The sequence below is a fragment of the Legionella birminghamensis genome, assembly GCF_900452515.1.
GTDB classification, from domain to species: domain Bacteria; phylum Pseudomonadota; class Gammaproteobacteria; order Legionellales; family Legionellaceae; genus Legionella_C; species Legionella_C birminghamensis.
The window spans coordinates 1,238,351-1,258,480 of the sequence record NZ_UGNW01000001.1 but is presented as its reverse complement, the minus strand read 5'-3'; the positions used below and the strand labels follow the sequence as shown (position 1 = coordinate 1,258,480).

The window sequence follows — 20,130 nt, the reverse complement described above, 5'->3', positions numbered from 1 at the left end:
GTATGATACTCTTGAAAATAGAAGTTCATGATACGGGAATCCTTAAATCGTCCCGTTCAAACCTTCGAGCGGATTTTCTGTCTTTTAATAGCTAATACGTCATCGTAGGCATAACAAAACAATCCAGGACTTGGTGCCTCATTCATGCAACGTCGCTCTGGATTGCTTCACTTCGTTCGCAAAGACGAAGTGCCTCCTTGCAAACGCCCCCCGCCATTGCGAACATAGCTCGCAATGGCGTTAAGCAGACTTTCCCATTAAGCGCCAGCTTTCTTTACAGAAATCAAATGAATCTTGAAAATTAAAGTTTCATTTGGACCAATGGGCCCGCCAACACTTCTTGGACCGTAAGCCAGCCCTGAAGGAATATAGATTTCCCAGGTTGAGCCAGCTGGCATTAACTGCAGCGCTTCGGTCCAGCCAGGAATGACCTGAGATACTTTGAAGGTAGCCGGTTTGCCAGACTTGTCAGTGCTGTCAAATACCTGACCATCAATTGTTCTGCCAGTGTACTCTACAGTTACTGTATCGTCTTTAGCAGGTTTTGCACCGCTGCCAGTTTCAATAATTTTGTACTGGAGTCCGCTGGGTAAGCTGACAACACCTTCTTTGGATTTATTCTGGCTTAAAAAGGTTTCACCTTTTGCTTTGTTTTCTTCAGATTTTTTACTGAACTCCGCATTTCGCTTAGCCATCAAATCTTTTTGAAAGTTGTTCAGAACTTCTTTCATCTGATCTTCAGTCAACATGAGCTGGCTGCCGCTCATACCATCCTGTAAGCCTTTCGCCATTGCTGTTGGGTTTATTTCAATACCTTGTTTTTTGAAATTTTTACCCAAATCAGCGCCAATACTGTAGGATAATTTATCCATGTCAGTAGAGAGAGTCACATCGGACGCAGCAATTGCGGTGGACATAGCCAGACCCATGGTAGCTGCAGCGACCAGTTTCATCTTCATAAACAATCCCCTTTTATTCTTGGACAAGAATCAAATTCAGGGCTTATTGACGATTCGTTTTCCGTCTCAAAACAAACATCAACAACACCTGGTTAAAATGCCCATTCATTCTGCCTAAGTTTTCATAAAATTTCCAGTCACTGAAAAATATTTAGCTTCTAATGGCTTAGCTATTGTTTGCTGCACAATTTCCTTCTAAACTTGCCATAAATGCACCATCTTAGGTTAAAATATAATGAGTATTAGTTTGTTTGACTTATTTTCTATTGGAATTGGCCCATCCAGTTCGCATACCGTTGGCCCGATGTCGGCCGCTAATGAATTTCTTAAACTATTAATAGGTCAGCAACATTTAAGCGATACAGAGCGTGTTCTTGTTGAGTTGTATGGTTCACTGGCACTGACAGGCAAAGGTCATGGCACCGACAAGGCAATACTGAATGGGCTTGAGGGTAAAACCCCGGAAGGTGTTGCCCCGGAAACCATGGTGCCGCGTATGCGGGAAATCGTCAGTTCTCAACGGCTTCATTTGGCCGGTCTTAAGGAAATCCACTTTAATGAGAGTAGCGATTTTCTTTTTCTGCAAAAGGAGCTGTTACCGCGGCACAGTAATGGCATGCGGTTCACTGCATTTGATAAAGCAGGTTCCGTCCTTTGCAGCCAGGTTTATTATTCCATCGGCGGAGGGTTTATAACCACCGAAGAGGACTTTGATGAAACCAGTTCGGACATTACCCCAGTTCCCTATCCTTTTGATAATGCCTTTGAACTATTAACGCTTTGCCGTGATAATCATCTTTCTATTGCTGAACTCATGATGGTGAATGAACTCACCTGGCGAGACAAGCATGCGGTGCATGAAGGGATCCTGGCTATTGCGAAAGTGATGAATGAATGCATTGAAAACGGATGCCATCACCCGGGTGTACTACCTGGCGGCTTGCAACTGAAACGCCGCGCGCCTGAGCTTTATCAAAAGCTGATTAAGCATCAGGGTATTCCCAGTGTTTTTGAGCAATCCGATATTATGAACCGCCTCAACCTCTATGCGATGGCTGTCAATGAAGAAAATGCAGCCGGCGGCCGCATTGTCACTGCCCCCACCAATGGTGCCGCAGGAATCATTCCAGCCGTATTGCGCTATTTTCAGGAAGCCCACATCAAATTGAGCAAAGAAGATATTTATACTTATTTTCTGACTGCAGCCGCTATTGGTATCCTCTATAAAAAAGGAGCTTCCATCTCTGGGGCAGAAGTCGGCTGCCAGGGAGAGGTAGGCGTTGCATCTTCTATGGCGGCGGCGGGTATTACTGCCGTGCTGGGCGGTACCCTGGAACAAATAGAAAACGCAGCAGAAATTGCTATGGAGCATCATTTGGGAATGACCTGTGATCCAGTACTTGGCCTGGTTCAAATCCCCTGTATCGAACGCAATGCCATGGGTGCAGTTAAAGCGGTAAATGCCTCCCGTATGGCTTTAATTGGCGATGGCCAGCATCAGATTTCGCTGGATAAGGTTATCAAAACAATGAAACAAACCGGTATGGATATGCAAACGATTTATAAAGAAACCTCGATGGGCGGGTTAGCGGTCAGTTTGCCGGAGTGTTAGTGGCGCTTGGGGATAGGCCCCGCGCTCGATGCCCATAGCTATCTACACAATGCAGTCGAATCCCCGCGGCGTCGACCGCGGGGTCCGCACGAAGCCTATTTAGAATATCGGTTTTCCTAATTGAAGGATAATGTTTGAAAGACTTGTTTCCTAACTGCTTTTAATTGCTATTTTCGGCACCAGACATGGGCCCCGCGGTCGCTGCCGCGGGGATTCGAGGGGGGCGCAGCCGCAGGGATTCGAGGGGGGCGCAGCCGCAGGGATTCGAAGGAGTTGCGCCGCGGGGGATTCGAGTGCTTAGCTTGGATTCTCTGATGTCCCTGGTTTGCTTTCAATGACATAAGTATGCGGCAAATCCTTTTGAAAAAAAGTATCGGAAATTGCATATCCTATGACCATCGCGAGCTCCCCGTTAATATACAGCAGCGGAATTTTCTCCCTTAGCCACTGAGGAACTTGCCATTCCTGAAATAATTTTTTGAGTGATTTGGATTGCCTGTGCAAGCGGATTTGCTCGCCCCCCTGACGAAATAAAATCTCAACCTCATCATCGGGTAAAATACGAATCCCAGCTGGAGCAGGGATCGCTTTAATTGACATTGCAGGAGCTACTAAGGTCTCAGGGAAATCATGCCATGCAATTCGTGATAGTTTTGGAACCATCGGTTTATTTTCGAGAAACAAACAGGTTTTGTACCTCCTTATTACAACCCTCCCCCAGTTCACTACAGCTGCGGCATCGCTTCGGCTTAGTAATAATTCTGAAGTGATACGGTTAAACGTCAAGCTATCGGGCATTGTTACTTGATTTTGTTTAAGCCAATAGCGAATTATATTATTAAGCCTGTCTTTATCAAGCGTCAGCAAAGCAGCGCAGTCCAGTATGTCTGAACGCTCTTGCAGCTGCGGGCAGTCAATCAAGGCTAAATCATTTAACAAGCGCTGTGCCTGCTGGCAATGCGCAGCCGTTCGGGCAAGGTTATCGTTGATCCCCGGCCAGCGTTGCTTTATTAGTGGCATTAGCGTATGACGCAGGAAGTTTCTCGAAAAATGCGTTTTCTCATTACTTTCATCATTAATCCAGGGCAGCCTATGATCATTCGCGAAAGCTTCTATTTCTGCACGGGTGTAATCCAGCAAAGGCCTGAAAATAAGTCCCTGACCTAAGGAACGCCAGGCAGGCATAGCCGACAAACCTTCTATACCTGCGCCACGAAACAACTGTAGAAGTAAGGTTTCTGCCTGATCATCACGGTGATGCCCCAGCAACAGGCAAGTATTATCCCTGAGTAGAGTTGTGAAAACCTCATAACGCTTTTCCCGTGCCAGCTTCTCAATATTTGATGTGATATTCAGACGCAGCTGATAAGCGATAAGCGGAACTTTCTGTTGCTGGCAGAATTGTTGACAGTGAACTTCCCAGGCATTCGCATTTGGGCTTAAGCCATGATTAATATGAACAGCAATCAATTTCTTTTTGAGCTTGGGAATCTGGCTTAGAGCATATACTAATACCGTGGAATCCAGCCCGCCGCTAAATCCCACATAAATTGGGTCAAAATGGCTCAGCAGCGGGCTGATGGAGTCGAGATTTAAATTAATCGCAGGCTCCCATCGCCATGAATTTATTGTATCGCTCTTCCAAAAGTGTTTTAAGAGGCATTTTCTTTAAGTTGGCAAGCTCTTCAACCAGAATACTTTTAAGTCGGCCGGTCATTGCCTCGAGATTACGGTGGGCTCCTCCCAGAGGCTCTTTAATAACCTGATCAATCAAGCCAAGTTCATAGATTCGCTCAGCAGTAATGCCCATGGCACGCGCTGCCTCGCTGGCTTTGGCAGCATCTTTCCATAAAATGGAAGCGCAGCCTTCCGGGGAAATAACGGAATAAATGCCAAACTGCAGCATGAGCACCCGATCACCGACGCCAATTGCCAGAGCGCCGCCAGAACCGGCTTCGCCGGTTACTGTGCAGATAATTGGTGTTTTAAGTTTTGCCATTTCCAGAAGATTTCTTGCAATAGCCTCTGACTGATTCCGCTCTTCTGCGCCTATACCAGGATAAGCGCCCGCAGTGTCGATAAAGGTAAAAATAGGCAGGCTGAATTTCTCCGCCATTTTCATCAGGCGCAGGGCTTTTCGGTATTCTTCAGGACGGGCCATTCCAAAATTCCGATACACCTTTTCCTTGGTCCGCTTTCCTTTCTGATGGCCAAGAACCATCACCGGCTCACCATTCAATCGGGCAAGCCCCCCTATTATTGCCGGGGCAGACGAATAGTGGCGATCACCATGAAGCTCCTGGAAGTCCGTAAAAATCTGTTCGATATAATCGGTGGTCTGAGGCCTTAACGGATGCCTTGCCAATTGAGCAACCTGCCAGGGCTCGAGATTAGAAAAAATACCGGCAGTCAGCTCCTCACATTTGCTCTCAAGACGCGCGATTTCTTCGCTTAGATTGATTTCCGTGTCACCGACCATGCGCAGTGCCTGAATCTTTTGATTCAATTCTTCGATAGGTTGTTCGAAATCCAAAAATTGTCGACTCATTAATTACTCATTGGCGAATTAAAATGCATGCGTTATGATACCCTTAACTGCTTCCAGACGCTACCCATTGAATCATCTGAATGAGTAAATTCCAGGTCACACCGATGCCATTATCGGATTGCTTTCTGCAGGAATCCAGAATTGATATCTGGCAGTTTCCTCTCACCAGCTATCCCGAGTTAAGCCTGATCCTTCTGGATAGTGCCGAATGTCAACGCGCAGAACGCTTTCTGTTCGAAAAACACCGCCGCCGGTTTATTGCAGCACATGCAGCGCTCAGGCTTATTTTATCCCGATACTTACAAATGCCAGCCGACAAAATTGAGTTCACACGCGGGTATCATGGGAAACCGGCTATCAGGCATTGTTCGGAAATAGAGTTCAATCTTAGCCACTCGGGGGAAATCGGGCTGCTAGGGATTGGCTGTAAACACCCGTTAGGCATTGATATTGAACAATTTTCACCACGTTCCCTCATTGGGTTGGCCAATTATGCATTTTCTTCCCTGGAAATTCAGGCCTTTATGCAAGTTCCCAGATGCCTGCAGTTCATTACTTTTTTTAAAATATGGGCAAAAAAAGAAGCCTTCATTAAAGCCTCAGGGCTTGGCCTGCATTACCCCACCCAGCAATTTACTGTCCCGGTGTTTGACGATCAATCGCTTATTTTTGATTCCAGGCATCAGAAAAACTGGCAAATGTATTCCTACATCCCTCAACCTGCCTATGCAGCAGCACTATGCTATGAGCCTGAGATTTCAACACTGCGTGAATTAAAACTGGAAAGCCTGGAACTGTTATTGAATGAATAGCGCGAATACGAAAGCATTTAATGAGCTACAGCGGCAAATTCTCAATTATCTTGCCGACGGACAATGCCACAGCGGTGAGTATCTAGGAGGATTGCTTGGCGTATCGAGGACGGCTATCTGGAAGCAAATCCATCAATTGGCTGCGTCAGGGATTCCTGTTGAGTGCCTGGCAAAACAGGGATACCGATTACGAACAGCCTTTATTCCTTTGGATAAAGAACAAATTTTAAAACGGCTTCCCGATACATTACGAGAAGATATTTGTATATATCAATTTAGTGAAATCGATTCGACTAATCGTTTTTTAAAGGATTTGCCGGTGCAGAATAATTGGCATGTTTGCTGTGCTGAAAAACAAAATCAGGGACGGGGTCGATTTGGCCGCTCCTGGTCATCGCCTTTTGGCGAAAATATTTATTTGTCTATACGCAGGGAAGTTCAGGACTCATTGTCCCGGCTATCCGGCTTAAGCCTTATCGTAAGTATCGCTGCTATCCATGCGCTTCAAGCCGCGGGTATTCAAAATGAGATACGAATAAAATGGCCTAATGATCTGATATGGGAGGAAAAAAAGCTAGGCGGAATTCTAATTGAAATGGTGGCAGAATCTCATAGTGCAGCTTCGGTCATTATTGGAATTGGGCTCAATGTAAATTCTGACCCGAAGCAAACTAATTTATCTGAGAATCCCTGGTGCTCCCTTCTGGAGATCTGCGGCCAATATTTCGATCGAAATGATTTAATTGCTTCTCTTCTAAAGATGCTGGATGAACGAATTGAAGAATTTTTACATACTGGCCTATCTGGCTTCCTTAAAGATTGGGAGGAACTGGATTACCTGAAAGGGAAAAATATTACAGTTCAGCAATTCAAAGGAAAAATTGCAGGTGAAGCTTGCGGGATTGATCAATATGGACAATTATGCCTGCGTGATGCTCAGGGGCAGATGCATTATTTATCGTCAGGGGATACAAGTTTACAAAAACTCTAGCGTGATTTTGCCCCGAGCTACTCTATTTCACTCGGGAACGGGATGACTGCGAGGAAATCCGGATTATACAGCTTCTTCACCACTATCAGTTGACTCTTTTTCTTGCTGAATACGCAAATAAATCTCTTCGCGATGAACAGAAACGTCTTTAGGAGCGTTGATACCCAGTCTAACCTGATTACCTTTCACACCAAGAACAGTAATATTGACATCATCGCCAATAATTAAAGTTTCACCGATACGGCGAGTTAATATTAACATGTTTAAATCTCCCTAATTTGCATATTCCAACCCGCTCCATAGAAAGCACTCTTCCATGGTGGCTTCGAAACACACAGTTTGTACAAAAAACAATCTTTGATTGTCTGGATAAGTTTATACTAGAATTCTTAACGAAATATTAAGAAATCTTAAAATATACAAATTTTTATAAACCAGTGCGTTTTATATAAAAAAACTTGATTCTTTTTCTAATTATATGACAAATAAGAAAAAAAATCTGTGAATCTGCCTGGTCGCATCCGCTAGTTAATTGCACGCGCAGCATTTAGCCTGGAAGGCTTTCCCGCATTGAATAAAAATGCCAGGAAAACCAGTGGTAAATAAGCAATTAAACAGCAAATAAAACCATTTACCCAATCTAATCCCGCAAAAAATGCCCAGGGAAAAAGCCAGATTATATTAATAACAAGGACACCCAGCGTAACCGGACGATGGCCTTCATAATGACGAGAGGCATGTTGATAGGCATGCGTGCAATGCGCCTCCCAAATGCGTTGACCGTTTAAAGCGCGCCGCAATAAAGTGGTTGTTGAATCGACTATAAATACACCCAATAAAATCAGCCAGCTCCAGAAAAGGGACGGTGATAAAAATGCAGCATGAATGCTGAATAATCCGATCATAATTCCCAGGAAACCACTGCCCACATCCCCCATAAAAATGCGGGCCGGGGGGAAATTCCAAATCAAGAAACCGGAAACCGTGGCTGCAAGCCCAATGGGCAGGAGCATCTCGGAAGAATAGCCAAGAATCCAGTACAAACTGGCAGCAGCCAAACAGGAAAAAACAGTTTCTGAAGCAGCCAGCCCATCGATTCCGTCCATGAAATTAAAAAGATTAAGCATCCAGGTTAAATAAAACAAACCCAGACCATTCATAATCCAACCCGAAGGGACAATCCAGTTTGCGATCTGGATTGAAGGGAAACAGCCAAAACAGTACAAAACGAACCCACTAGCCAGAAAATGACCAGAGAATCTTATTTTTGGCGACAAATGGCGTTTGTCGTCAATAAAACCTAAAAATGCGACAAATAAACCCGCGGCGGAGCTTGCCAGAGCAAACGGCGTGGAAATTAAACTTGCCTGGTATAAAAAAACGACGATACTGAAAAAGATAAGCACAAAGGCGAGGCCGCCACCTCTGGGTGTTGGTCTTTTATGCGAGCTGCGATCGTTAGGAATGTCAATTAACTGCAGCGCTAAAGCGTATTTTCGAATGGCACGTGTCAAAAGGAACGATCCCAGAAACGCCATGCACATAATTAACACAATCATAAAAACCCCGTTAAATGCTATCGTTATCAAATACAAACTGCCGTTGAATAATTAATTTTCTTGCCATAAACTACTGTAAAAAAAACACTCTGATGGAATGGAACGCATGAAGCACCTAACTCAACTGGATAGCTGGAAAGCACTTAAATCACATGCAACACATCTGCAATCTCATTCAATTTTCGAAATAAAGCAAAACAATAGAACAGATAACACTCTATTTAATTATTCAGCAGGCCGACTCGATATTGATTTTACAAATCAAAAAATTATACCAGAAACCTTAAGTTTATTGGTTGAATTGGCAAAAGAACGAGAATTATCACAAAGAATCCAGGCCCTTTTCGGTGGAGACTGCGTAAATTTTACAGAGAATCGCCCCGCTTTACACACAGCACTTCGGCAAATGCATAATAAACCTTTAGTCATTAATGGAAAAGATATAATGGCTGAAATATTTGCCGCGAGAGCGCACATGGATGAGATTGCAGAAAAAATAAGAAACGGTAACTGGCTGGGTTATACCGGAAAGCCGGTTACTGATATCGTCAACATTGGTATTGGCGGTTCTGATCTGGGTCCCCGTCTATGTATTTCAGCGCTTGATGCCTTGTGTCATCGCGATTTGAAGTTTCATTTTGTCAGCAGCGTTGACCCTTTTGATTTTAATTACACGGTCAAATCGCTCAATCCCGAAACAACTCTATTTCTAATATCTTCGAAGTCGTTTACTACGCGGGAAACACTTCAGAATGCTAAAAAGGCCGTAGGATGGCTTGGCTTAAATGCCCTGCATGAGCGCCATTTTATTGCAATCACAGCTAATGGTAACCAGGCACGCGAATTCGGATTCAAAACCATTCTGCCAATCTGGAGTTGGGTGGGAGGAAGATATTCCCTATGCTCTGCCATTAACCTGATAACCATGATTGCTATCGGCTATGAGAACTTTGCCCAAATTCTCCTGGGCGCACATCATATGGATGAGCATTATTTACAAGAAGATCTTTCGCAAAATATCCCTGCATTATTAGGGCTTATCGGTGTCTGGAACAATAACTTCCTCGATATTCATAACTTGCTCATGCTAACTTATGCCCAGCAACTGGAATATTTTGTACCTTATATTCAGCAGCTGGATATGGAAAGCAATGGGAAATCGACCAACCGTAAGGAAGAGATTGTCAATTATGCGACAGGTCCTATGGTCTGGGGGGGGCTGGGTAATCAGGCACAGCACAGCTATTTCCAGCTTTTATGCCAGGGAACCCACCGCATTACCGGGGACTGCATTGGCGTTAAATCCTACAATGAAGAAACCATTAATCAGTTCCTTCATGAAAAACTGCGGATCCTCAGTGACGGGATCCATGATACTGAACATTTAAATAAAATGATTCACGGGAATATCCCTTTAAACCTGATTAGCCTGGAAGAAGTGACCCCTTACACACTTGGTTCTCTTATTTCTCTATACGAGCATAAAATTTATACTCAAAGTGTGATCTGGGATATTAATCCTTTTGATCAGCCCGGAGTTGAAAGTGCCAAGCAAACTTTTCGCCGAAACAAGGAATTGGCCAAAGAGATATCGATTTTATAATTCATTCCTGGCCGTTACTACTGAATCCCCTGTCATGTCCATAGCTATCTACACATCCTGAAAACACAGTATGCTCTAAGCTTCTACTTCCCTCGGCTTGTCCGAGGGATCCAGAAACTCATAGAGAATCACCGGACCCTGCGGACAAGCCGCAGGCGTAGGGGATGTGTAGATAGCTATGCGTCATGTCGCGGGGATTGCATTGCCCGTAAAATTTAATAAATGTTATAAAAAACAATAAAGAATAGTCGCAAGCAGGCTTGTTTGGGGATATACTGTCCGAACGTCAATTAATTGGGTATCTACATGTCCTTGAAGGCCATGTATAATCAAGTTTCAGGCCATTACGCTACTGCTGATCGGTTTGGTTCAATTAGCCGCAGTCATCACGAAGCGATTGAACAAATAAAAAAAGCACATCTGGGAACACGCCCCAATTATAAAGTGTTAGACCTGGGGGTTGGAAATGGTGGTTTTTTAAATCATTTAAAGCAATATATGCCCGAGGCTGATTTTACTGGGATTGATGTATCTTCCGAGATGTTAAAACAAGCCAGTAAAACCCTGGACTTAACTGCTATCGAAGGAAGCGCAACAGAGGCCAGCCGCTTTTTACCTCCCCATTCACAGGACTTGGTACTGGCTCATTTTATAAATGCCTATATCCCTATTCACACTTTATTTAACGAAGCTAATCAGCTTACCCGATCAAACGGCCATTTTTCCTTAATAACCACGACCTATGAATCATTTCCTGTTGCCCAACAACAGCTCGCGCAATTCATTGCTGAAGACAGCCTTATTAGCACTGTTGTAGGCCATTATTATAAGGCCATGGTTAAAAACACGACAGTGGCATCTGGTCTTGATGAGTTAATGCATGTTTTTGCCCAGCATCATTTTAAAATTGTAGAGCACAAACGCCTGTGCATTCCGATTACATTGAATAATATTGATGAGCTGGCAACGTTTGGAATAGAAGGAACATGGTTTCTTAATAGTATTTCTATTCGCATGTTACCGAAAAATTTTCTCATCCAGCGCCTGAAACGACTTTTCAGTAAAATATTCACATTTCCATATCATGATACGCATATTATTGATGTGGTGCTGGCCAAGAAATAATTAAGATACAGGCTGGTTACCGCGCATAAAGCGCGGTATGTAGGAACTTATAAGGCAAAGTACAATACGAAGTGTTGTAAGAGTCAAAACGCTGATGTTGCTATTCTCATTGTCAATGGAGTAGCCTCACTTAGCCCACCCGGCTTATTCCTTATCTGTAAGCAAAAAAAGATATCCTCCGTTAAACCCTCCGGAATATTGGCTTCTAGTTTATTATTATTAATCCTGAGCCAGGGAGGATTTGATATTCCCAGGCATTCATCACTTAAAAAAACCTGGTAAGCGATTGTTCGATAATCAGGATAGATTGTTTTTTCCCTGACAAAATCAAAGGAATAGGCTTGACCCGTATAGGCTAAAGGCAAAATGAGGGATGGATCTTTTAATCGGGGCTGATAAACGGGGTTAGCTGCCACATTAAGAGGGATGATAACCGCTTCCGAGTTTCCCCCCTCTCGGCTTGCAGCATGAACCGTCATCTCAAAAGTCTCACCCATGGCATCCAAAGGAATCTCCCCCTCCAGACGGGTTTGCGAGCCGGCACCATAATGAATCCAGGGCGCAGCGGGCTCCACCTTGTCAAGATAGAGTCTGATACCCGAATGCTCTTTGCGATTAACCAGCAAATCTTGAATATCAAGCGAGAAATAATCCCCTGCTTTTACACCTAATCTACGGGATTGGATTATTGGTTTTTTTTCAGGATCAATTGCCTTTTCAATAACGAAGGTTTTAGCGGCTGAATCTCCGCCAGCGTTTGAGCTGGCAATCAGGGTAAAGCTCCAAAAAGACTCATCATTATCCGGAACAATTCCCTCAAGTTTCTGGCCATCAGCACTTAATTTTATCCAATCGGCATTGGCCTGCCGGGTATCCAGCCTGAATCGGATTTGATCACTTGAAAAAAAATCACTATTAGCCATCAGAAAAGAAGACAGATTAAGCTGATACAATTGTGACGCCATCGCTGGCGGCAAAATTAACTCGGGAATAAATACGGGTTTTTCTTTGGCATTTTCGCTTACATTAACAGTAAGAAGCCCCGCTGCAGTTCTGCTGTGCAAATTACTTGCAGTCAATTTAAAATGATAAACTCCCGGAAGTCTTGGCTTACCGGTTAAACTCTGGCTCGCAGGATTAAATCGCAGCCCATTCTGTTCAACAGGTTCCACCTGAATAACAGGAGGCGCGCCAGCCTGCGCATTTTCCAAATAATAATTGACTGCATTGGCCAAATTAAAGTTGAAATTCAGATTAGCTGTTGCACTCTGCTCTGGAATGGCAGCAATTGATAGCGGATGGGGAATGACCTTCACTGTAAAAAACGGAGAATGCGCCTGAAATTCATTTCCTCCGCAAGTACCACGCGAATTAAAGCTATGATTATGGTAAGCAATTTCGCCGTTTATAGCCTGGTTCAGATAGCTCGGAATCGTGACATCGAAATAGCAGAACGAAAATGGAGTTCTGGGATCGATCTTGCCGATATTCAGCAAGGGACAATTACCAGACACATAAGTCAACACTGCGTTTACAGGGGCTTTCCAATAGTAAATACAATGCTGGCCAAGAGCAAAAAAATCAGCCCGCACCCGAAAACGAACAGGCTCCCCTGCATAAACAATTTGGGGAGGAGGAAAAACATAATCGAGAACAGCAGCCCCCTGTGGATTTCCTCGAAACGGGAAACAGACAAGTGCCTTGAAAACGAGAACTAACAGTAGTGATATCTTTATCATTTGAATAATCCATTAAATCAACCATTGCGAAGGAGGAATGATGATCAATGTTTCAATCAAAAAAGAGGAAACGCAATAGCGCAGCGTTCAGGTTGGCCTTCATTTTAAAACTCCAGATTTTTCCATAAATGTCCTATTGAACTTCGTATACCAGTTCAATTAGGAGTGATGTTAATGAGGTTGATTTTTGAAGTCAATATTTATTGTCAAGGCTGGGCTTTTATTAGGGGAGTTATAGCAATAAGGATTTTAACTTCTGCTTGGCAGACTCGACTCTCTCCAATAACTTTTTGATATTCTCCGCTGTCTCCCCAGTCATGAATGCTGAATTTTGGGTAGACTTGAGTGTACACAGGGTTTTCGAGCGGATAGGAAATACCCAGGAAGGAATAACCTTCTTTGTTTAACCAATACGCCAGGAAATCCTTTTCATTTCCCTTTGGAAAGCCGTAGGAAATTCTGGCAAGATGGGAATCGCCTGGGACAAATACAACCAAGGGCTTATCAGGCTGCCCTTTTTTGAAGTATTAAACGCTATCGAATCCCCGCGGCTGCGACCGCGGGGCCCACACGACGCCAATTTAATGTTAAGAACACTTGTTTATGACGACCTGTTAAACCCTATTTTTTGGCAACATTAAAACTTGTCTGAGGACCATACTACTTCAACAGGCATGGGCCCCGCGGTCGATGCCGCGGGGATTCGGTGGTCGATGCCGCGGGGATTCGATGGTCGATGCCGCGGTGATTCGGTGGTCGATGCCGCGGGGATTCGTCTGAGTTGACGCGGGAGCCCTGCATTTTAATCCTGTGGCCTCATATGCGGGAAGAGAATTACATCACGAATTGAAGGTGAATTGGTAAACAGCATGACCAAACGGTCAATCCCAATGCCCTCACCCGCAGTAGGCGGCATGCCGTACTCCAGAGCTTCAATATAATCATGATCATAATGCATGGCTTCAAGATCCCCGGCATCCTTGTCTTCTACCTGTTTACGGAAGCGCTCCGCCTGATCTTCAGCATCATTTAATTCCGAAAAACCATTGGCGATTTCACGACCGCCGATGAAGAATTCGAAACGATCAGTGACCTCAGGATCGTCATCGCTTCGTCTGGCTAAAGGTGAAATTTCGGTTGGGTAACCGGTAATAAATGTTGGTTGGATCAGTTGATGTTCAACAGTTTCTTCAAAAAGGATCATCTGCAGTTTACCAAGACCGTCATTCTTGCCATAGGGCAAGGATAGACTATCCAGCACAGCACGGCAGCTTTCTATCGAAGAAATCTGGCTGCTTGCCAGTTGCGGATGGAATTGCAATATTGCTTCGCGTACAGAGAGTCTTGCAAACGGTTTGGAGAAATCGAGCAATGTCTCCTGATATTGGATATGTCTTGAACCATTGACTACATCACAGAGATGATGAAGCAAACTTTCGGTGAAGTTCATCATATCGTTATAATCCGCATAGGCCTGATAAAATTCAACCATAGTGAACTCAGGGTTATGACGAGTCGATAAACCTTCATTACGGAAGTTTCTGTTAATTTCGTACACTCTTTCAAAACCGCCAACCACCAGTCTTTTCAGATAGAGCTCAGGCGCAATGCGGAGGAACATTTGCATATCCAGACTGTTATGATGCGTCACAAAAGGCCTGGCCAGGGCGCCGCCTGGAATAGGATGCATCATTGGTGTTTCCACTTCCAGAAAATCATGGTGATCCATAAATTGCCGCAATGCAGTAATTAATTTTGACCGGATAAGAAAAGTTCGCCGGCTTTCCTCATTGGCAATCAGATCCACATAGCGTTTACGGTAACGCATTTCCTGATCAGCAAGACCGTGGAACTTGTCAGGCAGGGGACGAAGTGACTTGGTTAGCAATTCGGCTGCATCGGCATGAATGGATAGCTCCCCTGTATTTGTTTTAAACAATAATCCTTTGACACCAACAATATCACCCAAATCCCAGTGCTTGAATTGTTCATACACTTCCGGTAAATCATTCTGGCGAATATAAACCTGAATACGGCCTGAAACATCCTGAATGTGGAAAAAGCTGGCTTTCCCCATTACTCTGCGCAGCATTATACGACCAGCCACTGTTACATGAATGGCCTGGGATGCCAGGCTTTCTTTATCCAGATTTTCATATTGCATTAATAAATTTGCTGCCAGGTATTGGCGGCGAAATTGATTAGGAAAGGAAAATCCCTCCCCTCTCAAGCTTTCCAGTTTTTGTTTGCGTATCTGATATACTGTACTTTCGTCTAAATGTTCTTCTGTCATTCTGCACCTATTCCTGCTTTTAAACTGGCCTCTATGAAACGATCCAGATCGCCGTCAAGCACTGCCTGTGTATTACTTGTTTCGACCCCGGTACGTAAATCCTTAATACGCGACTGATCGAGAACATAGGAGCGGATTTGGGATCCCCAGCCAATGTCAGACTTGGTGGCCTCCAGCGCTTGCTGCTCTGCATTTTTCTTTTGCATTTCCAGCTCATAGAGCTTTGCGCGAAGTTGCTTCATCGCCTGATCTTTATTTTTATGCTGGCTTCGATCAGTCTGGCATTGCACCACAATTCCGGTCGGCTCATGGGTGATTCTCACAGCGGAGTCGGTTCGGTTAACGTGCTGGCCTCCCGCACCTGACGCGCGGTAAGTGTCAATGCGCAAATCAGCTGGATTAATTTCGATTTCAATATTGTCATCAATTTCAGGCGATAAAAATACAGCGGCAAACGACGTGTGCCGTCTATTTCCTGAATCAAAGGGCGACTTGCGAACCAGACGATGGACACCGGTTTCCGTACGCAACCAGCCATAGGCATATTCACCCTTAAAATGGATGGTAGCGCTTTTTATGCCAGCAACATCACCAGCGGAGCATTCAACAAGTTCGGTGTCAAAACCATGCTGCTCACCCCAGCGCAAATACATACGCAAGAGCATTTCAGCCCAATCCTGTGCCTCAGTGCCGCCAGAGCCGGACTGAATATCGAGATAGGCAGGCGCCTGATCCATTTTGCCGGAAAACATACGCCTAAACTCCAGGCCCGCTACCTGCTGCTCAATATCCTGTAACTCTTGCGATACATCATTGATTGCCGATTCATCATTTTCAGAACGGGCCAGTTCAAATAATTCACTCAAATCAGTAATATTTTGGCCCAGTTGCTCAAGCTGATTGACAACGGCTTCCAGTTGCGCCCGCTCTTTTCCCAGTGCCTGTGCTTTTTCCGGATTGTTCCAAACTTCAGGAACCTCCAATTCGCGAATGACTTCCTCTAATTTTTCTTTCTTAACCTCAAAGTCAAAGATACCCCCTAAGCGCCTGGATACGCTTGGAGAGATCTTCCAGAGAAAGGGTGATTTGATTAACTTCTAACATGAATTTCTCATTAATTGAATAAAAAATGTCTAATTTTGCCTTCTCCCGCAGGAAAAGGAATCAAGCCTGCTAGTTTAACGCGAAAGCCGCTTTGAAACCATAGTTGTATTTTAAGACTACAATTTTAGAATAGATATTAAATAGAATTTAACAGGAACTTAACATTTTTCCCCAGGCGATAAGCTTGCAAACTATGTTATCATTCCAGGACTTAATGACAGAATATTATACTCCTTATCGAGATTGGAGATAAAGATGACCAAAGCTAAAACCCAGAAACATAAAGAGCAACTTGAAGCCGAACGTGCGGCAGCCCAGGCAAGAGAAGCGGAAGCGCAAAGGCAGGCCGCCTTGCAGGAAGGGGCTGTACCTGAGCCGGATAAAAAGAAAAAAACCGAGGAAGAAGCAGCGCCAGAACCTGTCACGATTAAAAAGCACTCCATAAATGATGAAGACTGGGAAAAAATTGCTGAGCAATTCAAGCAGGATTTCGGTCGTGAGCTGGAAGAAGACGGCAGTATGGTTTTCCCTTCGCATGAGGCCGCAGTTAACTTTTTCACTGAGCAGGCTGCCAAAAAGCTGGAATTCCTCGCTATGCAAATGCAGGATAACAAACCCACAGGCTTTGCAGTTTTCTCCTGCGGCGATGGCCAGCTCTATCAAGGGACTATTGAGGAAATCAAGGCGGCGATAGAAATTGCTAATCAGGAAAATCCCCAGGCTATGTATACTAAAGCCCTAAAGACGCTTTCTGAAATCCCATCATTCAATCCAGCAAGTTCCATGCGAGGTGCGCTGGATAATTTGAAGAAGCCGGATGTTGAGGAAGCACCGGGGTCTGGGCCAGCTCCGAAATGATGGATGGATGGGTCCCGCGGTCAACGCCGCGGGGATTCGGATGGGTCGAAGCCGTGGGGATTCGGATGGTCGCAGCCGTGGGATTCAGATGGTCGAAGCCGCGGGATACGGTAGCGCGCCTCCGCGGGAGACGATAGCCCTCCCCGTCTATCGAATTCCCGCGGCTCAGACCGCGGGATCCATTCCAGCAGCACTCAAACCTGTTCCGAAGTCTTTATCGCTTCCCTGTAAGCATGCAAATTCATGAGTAACTCTGCTTCTGCATTGGATAAATGGCAATTATCAATGATCTCCTCTTTATCCCCGCCCATTTGCAAAATGCGCAGGGCATGCTGATAACCACCGTCATTGTTTCGTTTGTTTTCAATTTTCTGAACCTGTGATTCAATACTTCCTAACTGACGATTTAATTCCGCTAATTGTTTGGCAAAAACCAAATCGGCATTAACCAATGCAGTCTGCTCCGAATGATAGCGTTCAACTGATTTGCTGAGTTGTTCAAGCCGAATAAATAACTGAGAGGTTTGCTTTCTCTGTTTCAATAAGAGTAAGCCCAAAAAGCAGGAAATGAGTAAGCCGCAACTGACGATTAACATCATGGTGTCTCCTTGACTAATGGTATTACCATATCAGTTTTGGGTTGTAATGAAAGGGGTGGCTCATTGTTTTTTTGATTAGTCTCAACACTAAATTGATTTTTGCCCTCTGCCGGGTTTAAAAGGCGGGGGATGGTTTTATCTTTGGCAATAATAAGATTAACCCGTCGATTCTTCGCTCGGCCGTCATCCGAGTTATTTTCGGCAACCGGGAATTGCTCCCCATATCCGGTAACCGTAATACGTCCAGGATCAACACCATAGGTAGTCAGAATTCTGGCAACAGCAGCCGCTCTTGCCGCCGACAGCTCCCAGTTTGAAGGATATTGCGGAGTACTGATGGGAAGATTGTCAGTATAGCCTTCCAATGCAACAGGAAAGGAAACTTTCTTCAGTATATTGGCCACTTTCATCAGCTTTATAACAGCGAGCGGACGTAACTCGGCGCTACCGCTGTCAAAAAGCGCTTCTGCCTTTATATCCAGTTCAATCCAACCATTCTGCCTGTTAGCACTGTAATCAGAGTCCTGTAACTCAGCCAGTTTTTGTTCTAGATCATTAAAAGCATCGATGTCTAATGTGCCGCCCAGTTGCCCGTCTTTTTTATTATCCATAGGGGCTTTCTGTTTACCGTTCTGATTAAAAGCAGACTGCATTCCATCGGCGAGGCTTTTATACTTGGAAACGTTGACGGAAGATATCGCATACATGACCACAAAAAAAGCAAATAGCAGCGTAATGAAATCAGCATAGGAAACCATCCAGCGATGTGTATCTTCTTTTTCAATCTTTTTTGCTTTTCTTCCGCGCATTCTCTTGATGGAGTCCATAGTTGTTTAGCTTTAAGTTTAGCATATTCGGGCTTTCTCCACCGGCCATAGCTACGAGCCCCTCCACCAGCATCTCATCATGGTGAATTTGATTGGCTATACAGCACTTCAGTTTATTGGCAATTGGAAGGAAAACAAGATTGGCTAAACCGACTCCATAAATAGTGGCAACGAATGCTACAGCAATACCCACTCCTAGCTCAGCGGGATCGGCCAGATTACGCATCACCTGGATCAATCCCAGGACGGCTCCGAGGATTCCGATTGTAGGGCTATATCCTCCCATACTCTCAAATACATGCGCAGCACGAAGATCATAATCCTCCCTGCGGTCCACTTCTGATTCAAGCACATTGCGGATAGTAATTTTGTCCACACCAATGACTAACAACTCCAGGCCCTGACGCATCAGGGGATTATTTTCAGTCTCCATATGCTGCTCAAGTGTTAGAAGCCCGTGTTGTCTCGCTTTCCGCGCTAAATCAATCAGTTGATCTTTGCTTTTCTCAAAAGAATTTTTCGGCGGGGAAAATATCCAGGGGAAAATTTTAAATGCCCTTTTAAAGGTGTTCCATGGAGTTTGCACCATAACAGCACCCAAAGTGCCTCCCATGACAATAAATAGCGCCGGGAAATTCATGAGGGAAGCCAGACTGCCGCCCTCAAACATTTGGCCGATAATAATCGCCGTAAAACCGGTGATTAAGCCCAGAAATGTTAAACCATCCATAATTACCTATTCTTCTGTTGACAGGCGTGCCCTGATACGAAGAGTCGCTTGAGTGTGTATCTGTGAAACACGCGATTCACTGACGCCCAAGACCTCCCCGATCTCCTTTAGATTCAAATCCTGCTCATAATACAGGGATAAAACCAGCCGTTCTTTTTTCGGCAAACCTTCAATAATATGAGTCAGTCTTGCCAGCATGTCTTCCTGAATAACATGCGTATGCGGTTCGCTTTGATAGCCCTCACCCTTTAATACATCTTCGGTGACACCCAAATCATCAAATCCATATAACTGACTGCCCGCCGAGTCCTGCAGCATTTCATAATATTCATCAAGCTTTAAATTCAGCTCTGCTGCAACCTCGCTGTCTTTGGCTTCACGCCCCAGGCGGTTCTCGACCTGCTTGACCGCTTCAGAAATCATTCTCCCATTGCGATAAACCGATCTTGGCACCCAGTCATTGCGGCGCACTTCATCTAACATATGCCCGCGGATCCGGATACCGGCATAGGTTTCAAAGGAAGCTCCTTTAGTAGAATCATAATGCCTGACAGCTTCGAGTAGCCCCAGCATTCCTGCCTGGATGAGATCATCGAGCTGCACCGTTTGCGGTAAACGAACCATCAGATGATGCGCAATTCGTTTAACCATAATGGCATGCGCTTTCACCAGAGTTTCCTGGGTTTGCTGATTTACCTTGCCGTAAGCTGCCAAAGCATCCACGACTGTCTCCTTATTTTTCTTATTGAAAAATTCCTTTTCAGGACAGAT

Annotated in this window: 18 protein-coding genes and 1 pseudogene; 6 read left to right on the top strand and 13 right to left on the bottom strand. The window is 44.6% G+C overall.

Going from position 1 to position 20,130, the window contains the following annotated elements:
* Window positions 1-257 precede the first annotated feature (257 nt).
* The gene (bamJ, locus tag DYH42_RS05345; RefSeq protein ID WP_058524583.1) at window positions 258-959 is read right to left on the bottom strand and encodes a BamJ family beta-barrel-assembly machinery protein; all 702 of its coding nucleotides are present in this window, start codon (window positions 957-959) and stop codon (window positions 258-260) included.
* Between the two features lie 301 nt (window positions 960-1,260).
* Between bamJ and DYH42_RS05340 the strand changes: the two are divergent.
* Window positions 1,261-2,571: pseudogene (locus DYH42_RS05340) on the top strand (L-serine ammonia-lyase); the annotation flags it as partial.
* Window positions 2,572-2,868: 297 nt separating this feature from the next.
* Here DYH42_RS05340 and tilS read toward each other — a convergent pair.
* Together tilS and DYH42_RS05330 are read right to left on the bottom strand one after the other, a co-directional pair.
* On the bottom strand, window positions 2,869-4,116 hold the full coding sequence (gene tilS, locus DYH42_RS05335; protein WP_237759051.1) for a tRNA lysidine(34) synthetase TilS: 1,248 nt from the start codon (window positions 4,114-4,116) through the stop codon (window positions 2,869-2,871).
* Window positions 4,117-4,168: 52 nt separating this feature from the next.
* Window positions 4,169-5,119 carry an acetyl-CoA carboxylase carboxyltransferase subunit alpha gene (locus DYH42_RS05330; RefSeq protein WP_058524586.1) on the bottom strand — a complete coding sequence of 317 codons (951 nt, stop codon included), beginning with the start codon at window positions 5,117-5,119 and terminating at the stop codon, window positions 4,169-4,171.
* Between the two features lie 80 nt (window positions 5,120-5,199).
* Between DYH42_RS05330 and DYH42_RS05325 the strand changes: the two genes are divergently transcribed.
* Together DYH42_RS05325 and DYH42_RS05320 are read left to right on the top strand one after the other, a co-directional pair.
* Window positions 5,200-5,931, top strand: a complete 732-nt coding sequence (locus DYH42_RS05325) for a 4'-phosphopantetheinyl transferase family protein (RefSeq protein WP_058524587.1) — start codon at window positions 5,200-5,202, stop codon at window positions 5,929-5,931.
* Window positions 5,924-6,922, top strand: coding sequence for a biotin--[acetyl-CoA-carboxylase] ligase (locus DYH42_RS05320; RefSeq protein WP_058524588.1), 999 nt, complete (start codon window positions 5,924-5,926; stop codon window positions 6,920-6,922). Before DYH42_RS05325 ends, DYH42_RS05320 begins: the two co-directional genes overlap by 8 nt.
* Window positions 6,923-6,985: 63 nt before the next feature.
* On the opposite strand, the gene csrA is transcribed toward DYH42_RS05320, so the two are convergent.
* Window positions 6,986-7,183, bottom strand: a complete 198-nt coding sequence (csrA, locus tag DYH42_RS05315; protein ID WP_058524589.1) for a carbon storage regulator CsrA — start codon at window positions 7,181-7,183, stop codon at window positions 6,986-6,988.
* A 263-nt stretch (window positions 7,184-7,446) separates the two neighbouring features.
* On the bottom strand, window positions 7,447-8,481 hold the full coding sequence (locus DYH42_RS05310; RefSeq protein WP_058524590.1) for an MraY family glycosyltransferase: 1,035 nt from the start codon (window positions 8,479-8,481) through the stop codon (window positions 7,447-7,449).
* A 106-nt stretch (window positions 8,482-8,587) separates the two neighbouring features.
* Here DYH42_RS05310 and pgi point away from each other — a divergent pair, with 106 nt between their 5' ends.
* Window positions 8,588-10,084 (top strand): glucose-6-phosphate isomerase, encoded by a 1,497-nt coding sequence (gene pgi / locus DYH42_RS05305; RefSeq protein WP_058524591.1) that lies wholly within the window; start codon window positions 8,588-8,590, stop codon window positions 10,082-10,084.
* Between the two features lie 306 nt (window positions 10,085-10,390).
* A complete protein-coding gene (locus DYH42_RS05300) occupies window positions 10,391-11,209 on the top strand; it encodes a class I SAM-dependent methyltransferase (protein WP_058524592.1) in 819 nt (272 codons plus the stop codon).
* A gap of 83 nt (window positions 11,210-11,292) precedes the next feature.
* On the opposite strand, the gene DYH42_RS05295 is transcribed toward DYH42_RS05300, so the two are convergent.
* The 4 genes from DYH42_RS05295 to prfB form a co-directional block, all read right to left on the bottom strand.
* A complete protein-coding gene (locus DYH42_RS05295) occupies window positions 11,293-12,948 on the bottom strand; it encodes an Ig domain-containing protein (protein ID WP_058524593.1) in 1,656 nt (551 codons plus the stop codon).
* 206 nt (window positions 12,949-13,154) lie between these two features.
* Entirely contained in the window at window positions 13,155-13,445 is a 291-nt protein-coding gene (locus DYH42_RS05290; protein WP_058524594.1) for a hypothetical protein, read from the bottom strand.
* A 305-nt stretch (window positions 13,446-13,750) separates the two neighbouring features.
* Entirely contained in the window at window positions 13,751-15,241 is a 1,491-nt protein-coding gene (gene lysS / locus DYH42_RS05285) for a lysine--tRNA ligase (RefSeq protein WP_058524595.1), read from the bottom strand.
* A protein-coding gene (prfB, locus tag DYH42_RS05280) for a peptide chain release factor 2 (protein ID WP_115316964.1) occupies window positions 15,238-16,345 on the bottom strand; the annotation gives its coding sequence in 2 pieces (ribosomal slippage) (window positions 15,238-16,269 and window positions 16,271-16,345; 1,107 coding nt in all). The genes lysS and prfB overlap by 4 nt, the downstream gene beginning before the upstream one ends.
* Window positions 16,346-16,600: 255 nt before the next feature.
* Between prfB and DYH42_RS05275 the strand changes: the two genes are divergently transcribed.
* The gene (locus DYH42_RS05275; protein WP_058524597.1) at window positions 16,601-17,203 is read left to right on the top strand and encodes a hypothetical protein; all 603 of its coding nucleotides are present in this window, start codon (window positions 16,601-16,603) and stop codon (window positions 17,201-17,203) included.
* Between the two features lie 194 nt (window positions 17,204-17,397).
* Here DYH42_RS05275 and DYH42_RS05270 read toward each other — a convergent pair whose 3' ends face one another.
* The 4 genes from DYH42_RS05270 to DYH42_RS05255 are packed head-to-tail and all read right to left on the bottom strand — an operon-like array spanning window position 17,398 to window position 20,082.
* Complete coding sequence (locus DYH42_RS05270) at window positions 17,398-17,802, bottom strand: DUF2802 domain-containing protein (RefSeq protein WP_065232850.1); 405 nt, start codon at window positions 17,800-17,802, stop codon at window positions 17,398-17,400.
* Window positions 17,799-18,629, bottom strand: coding sequence for a flagellar motor protein MotB (locus DYH42_RS05265; protein ID WP_115316962.1), 831 nt, complete (start codon window positions 18,627-18,629; stop codon window positions 17,799-17,801). The genes DYH42_RS05270 and DYH42_RS05265 overlap by 4 nt, the downstream gene beginning before the upstream one ends.
* Window positions 18,583-19,359: a flagellar motor protein gene (locus tag DYH42_RS05260; RefSeq protein ID WP_058524598.1), complete on the bottom strand. Its 777-nt coding sequence runs from the start codon at window positions 19,357-19,359 to the stop codon at window positions 18,583-18,585. Before DYH42_RS05260 ends, DYH42_RS05265 begins: the two co-directional genes overlap by 47 nt.
* A 6-nt stretch (window positions 19,360-19,365) precedes the next feature.
* Entirely contained in the window at window positions 19,366-20,082 is a 717-nt protein-coding gene (locus DYH42_RS05255) for an RNA polymerase sigma factor FliA (protein ID WP_058524599.1), read from the bottom strand.
* Window positions 20,083-20,130 lie beyond the last annotated feature (48 nt).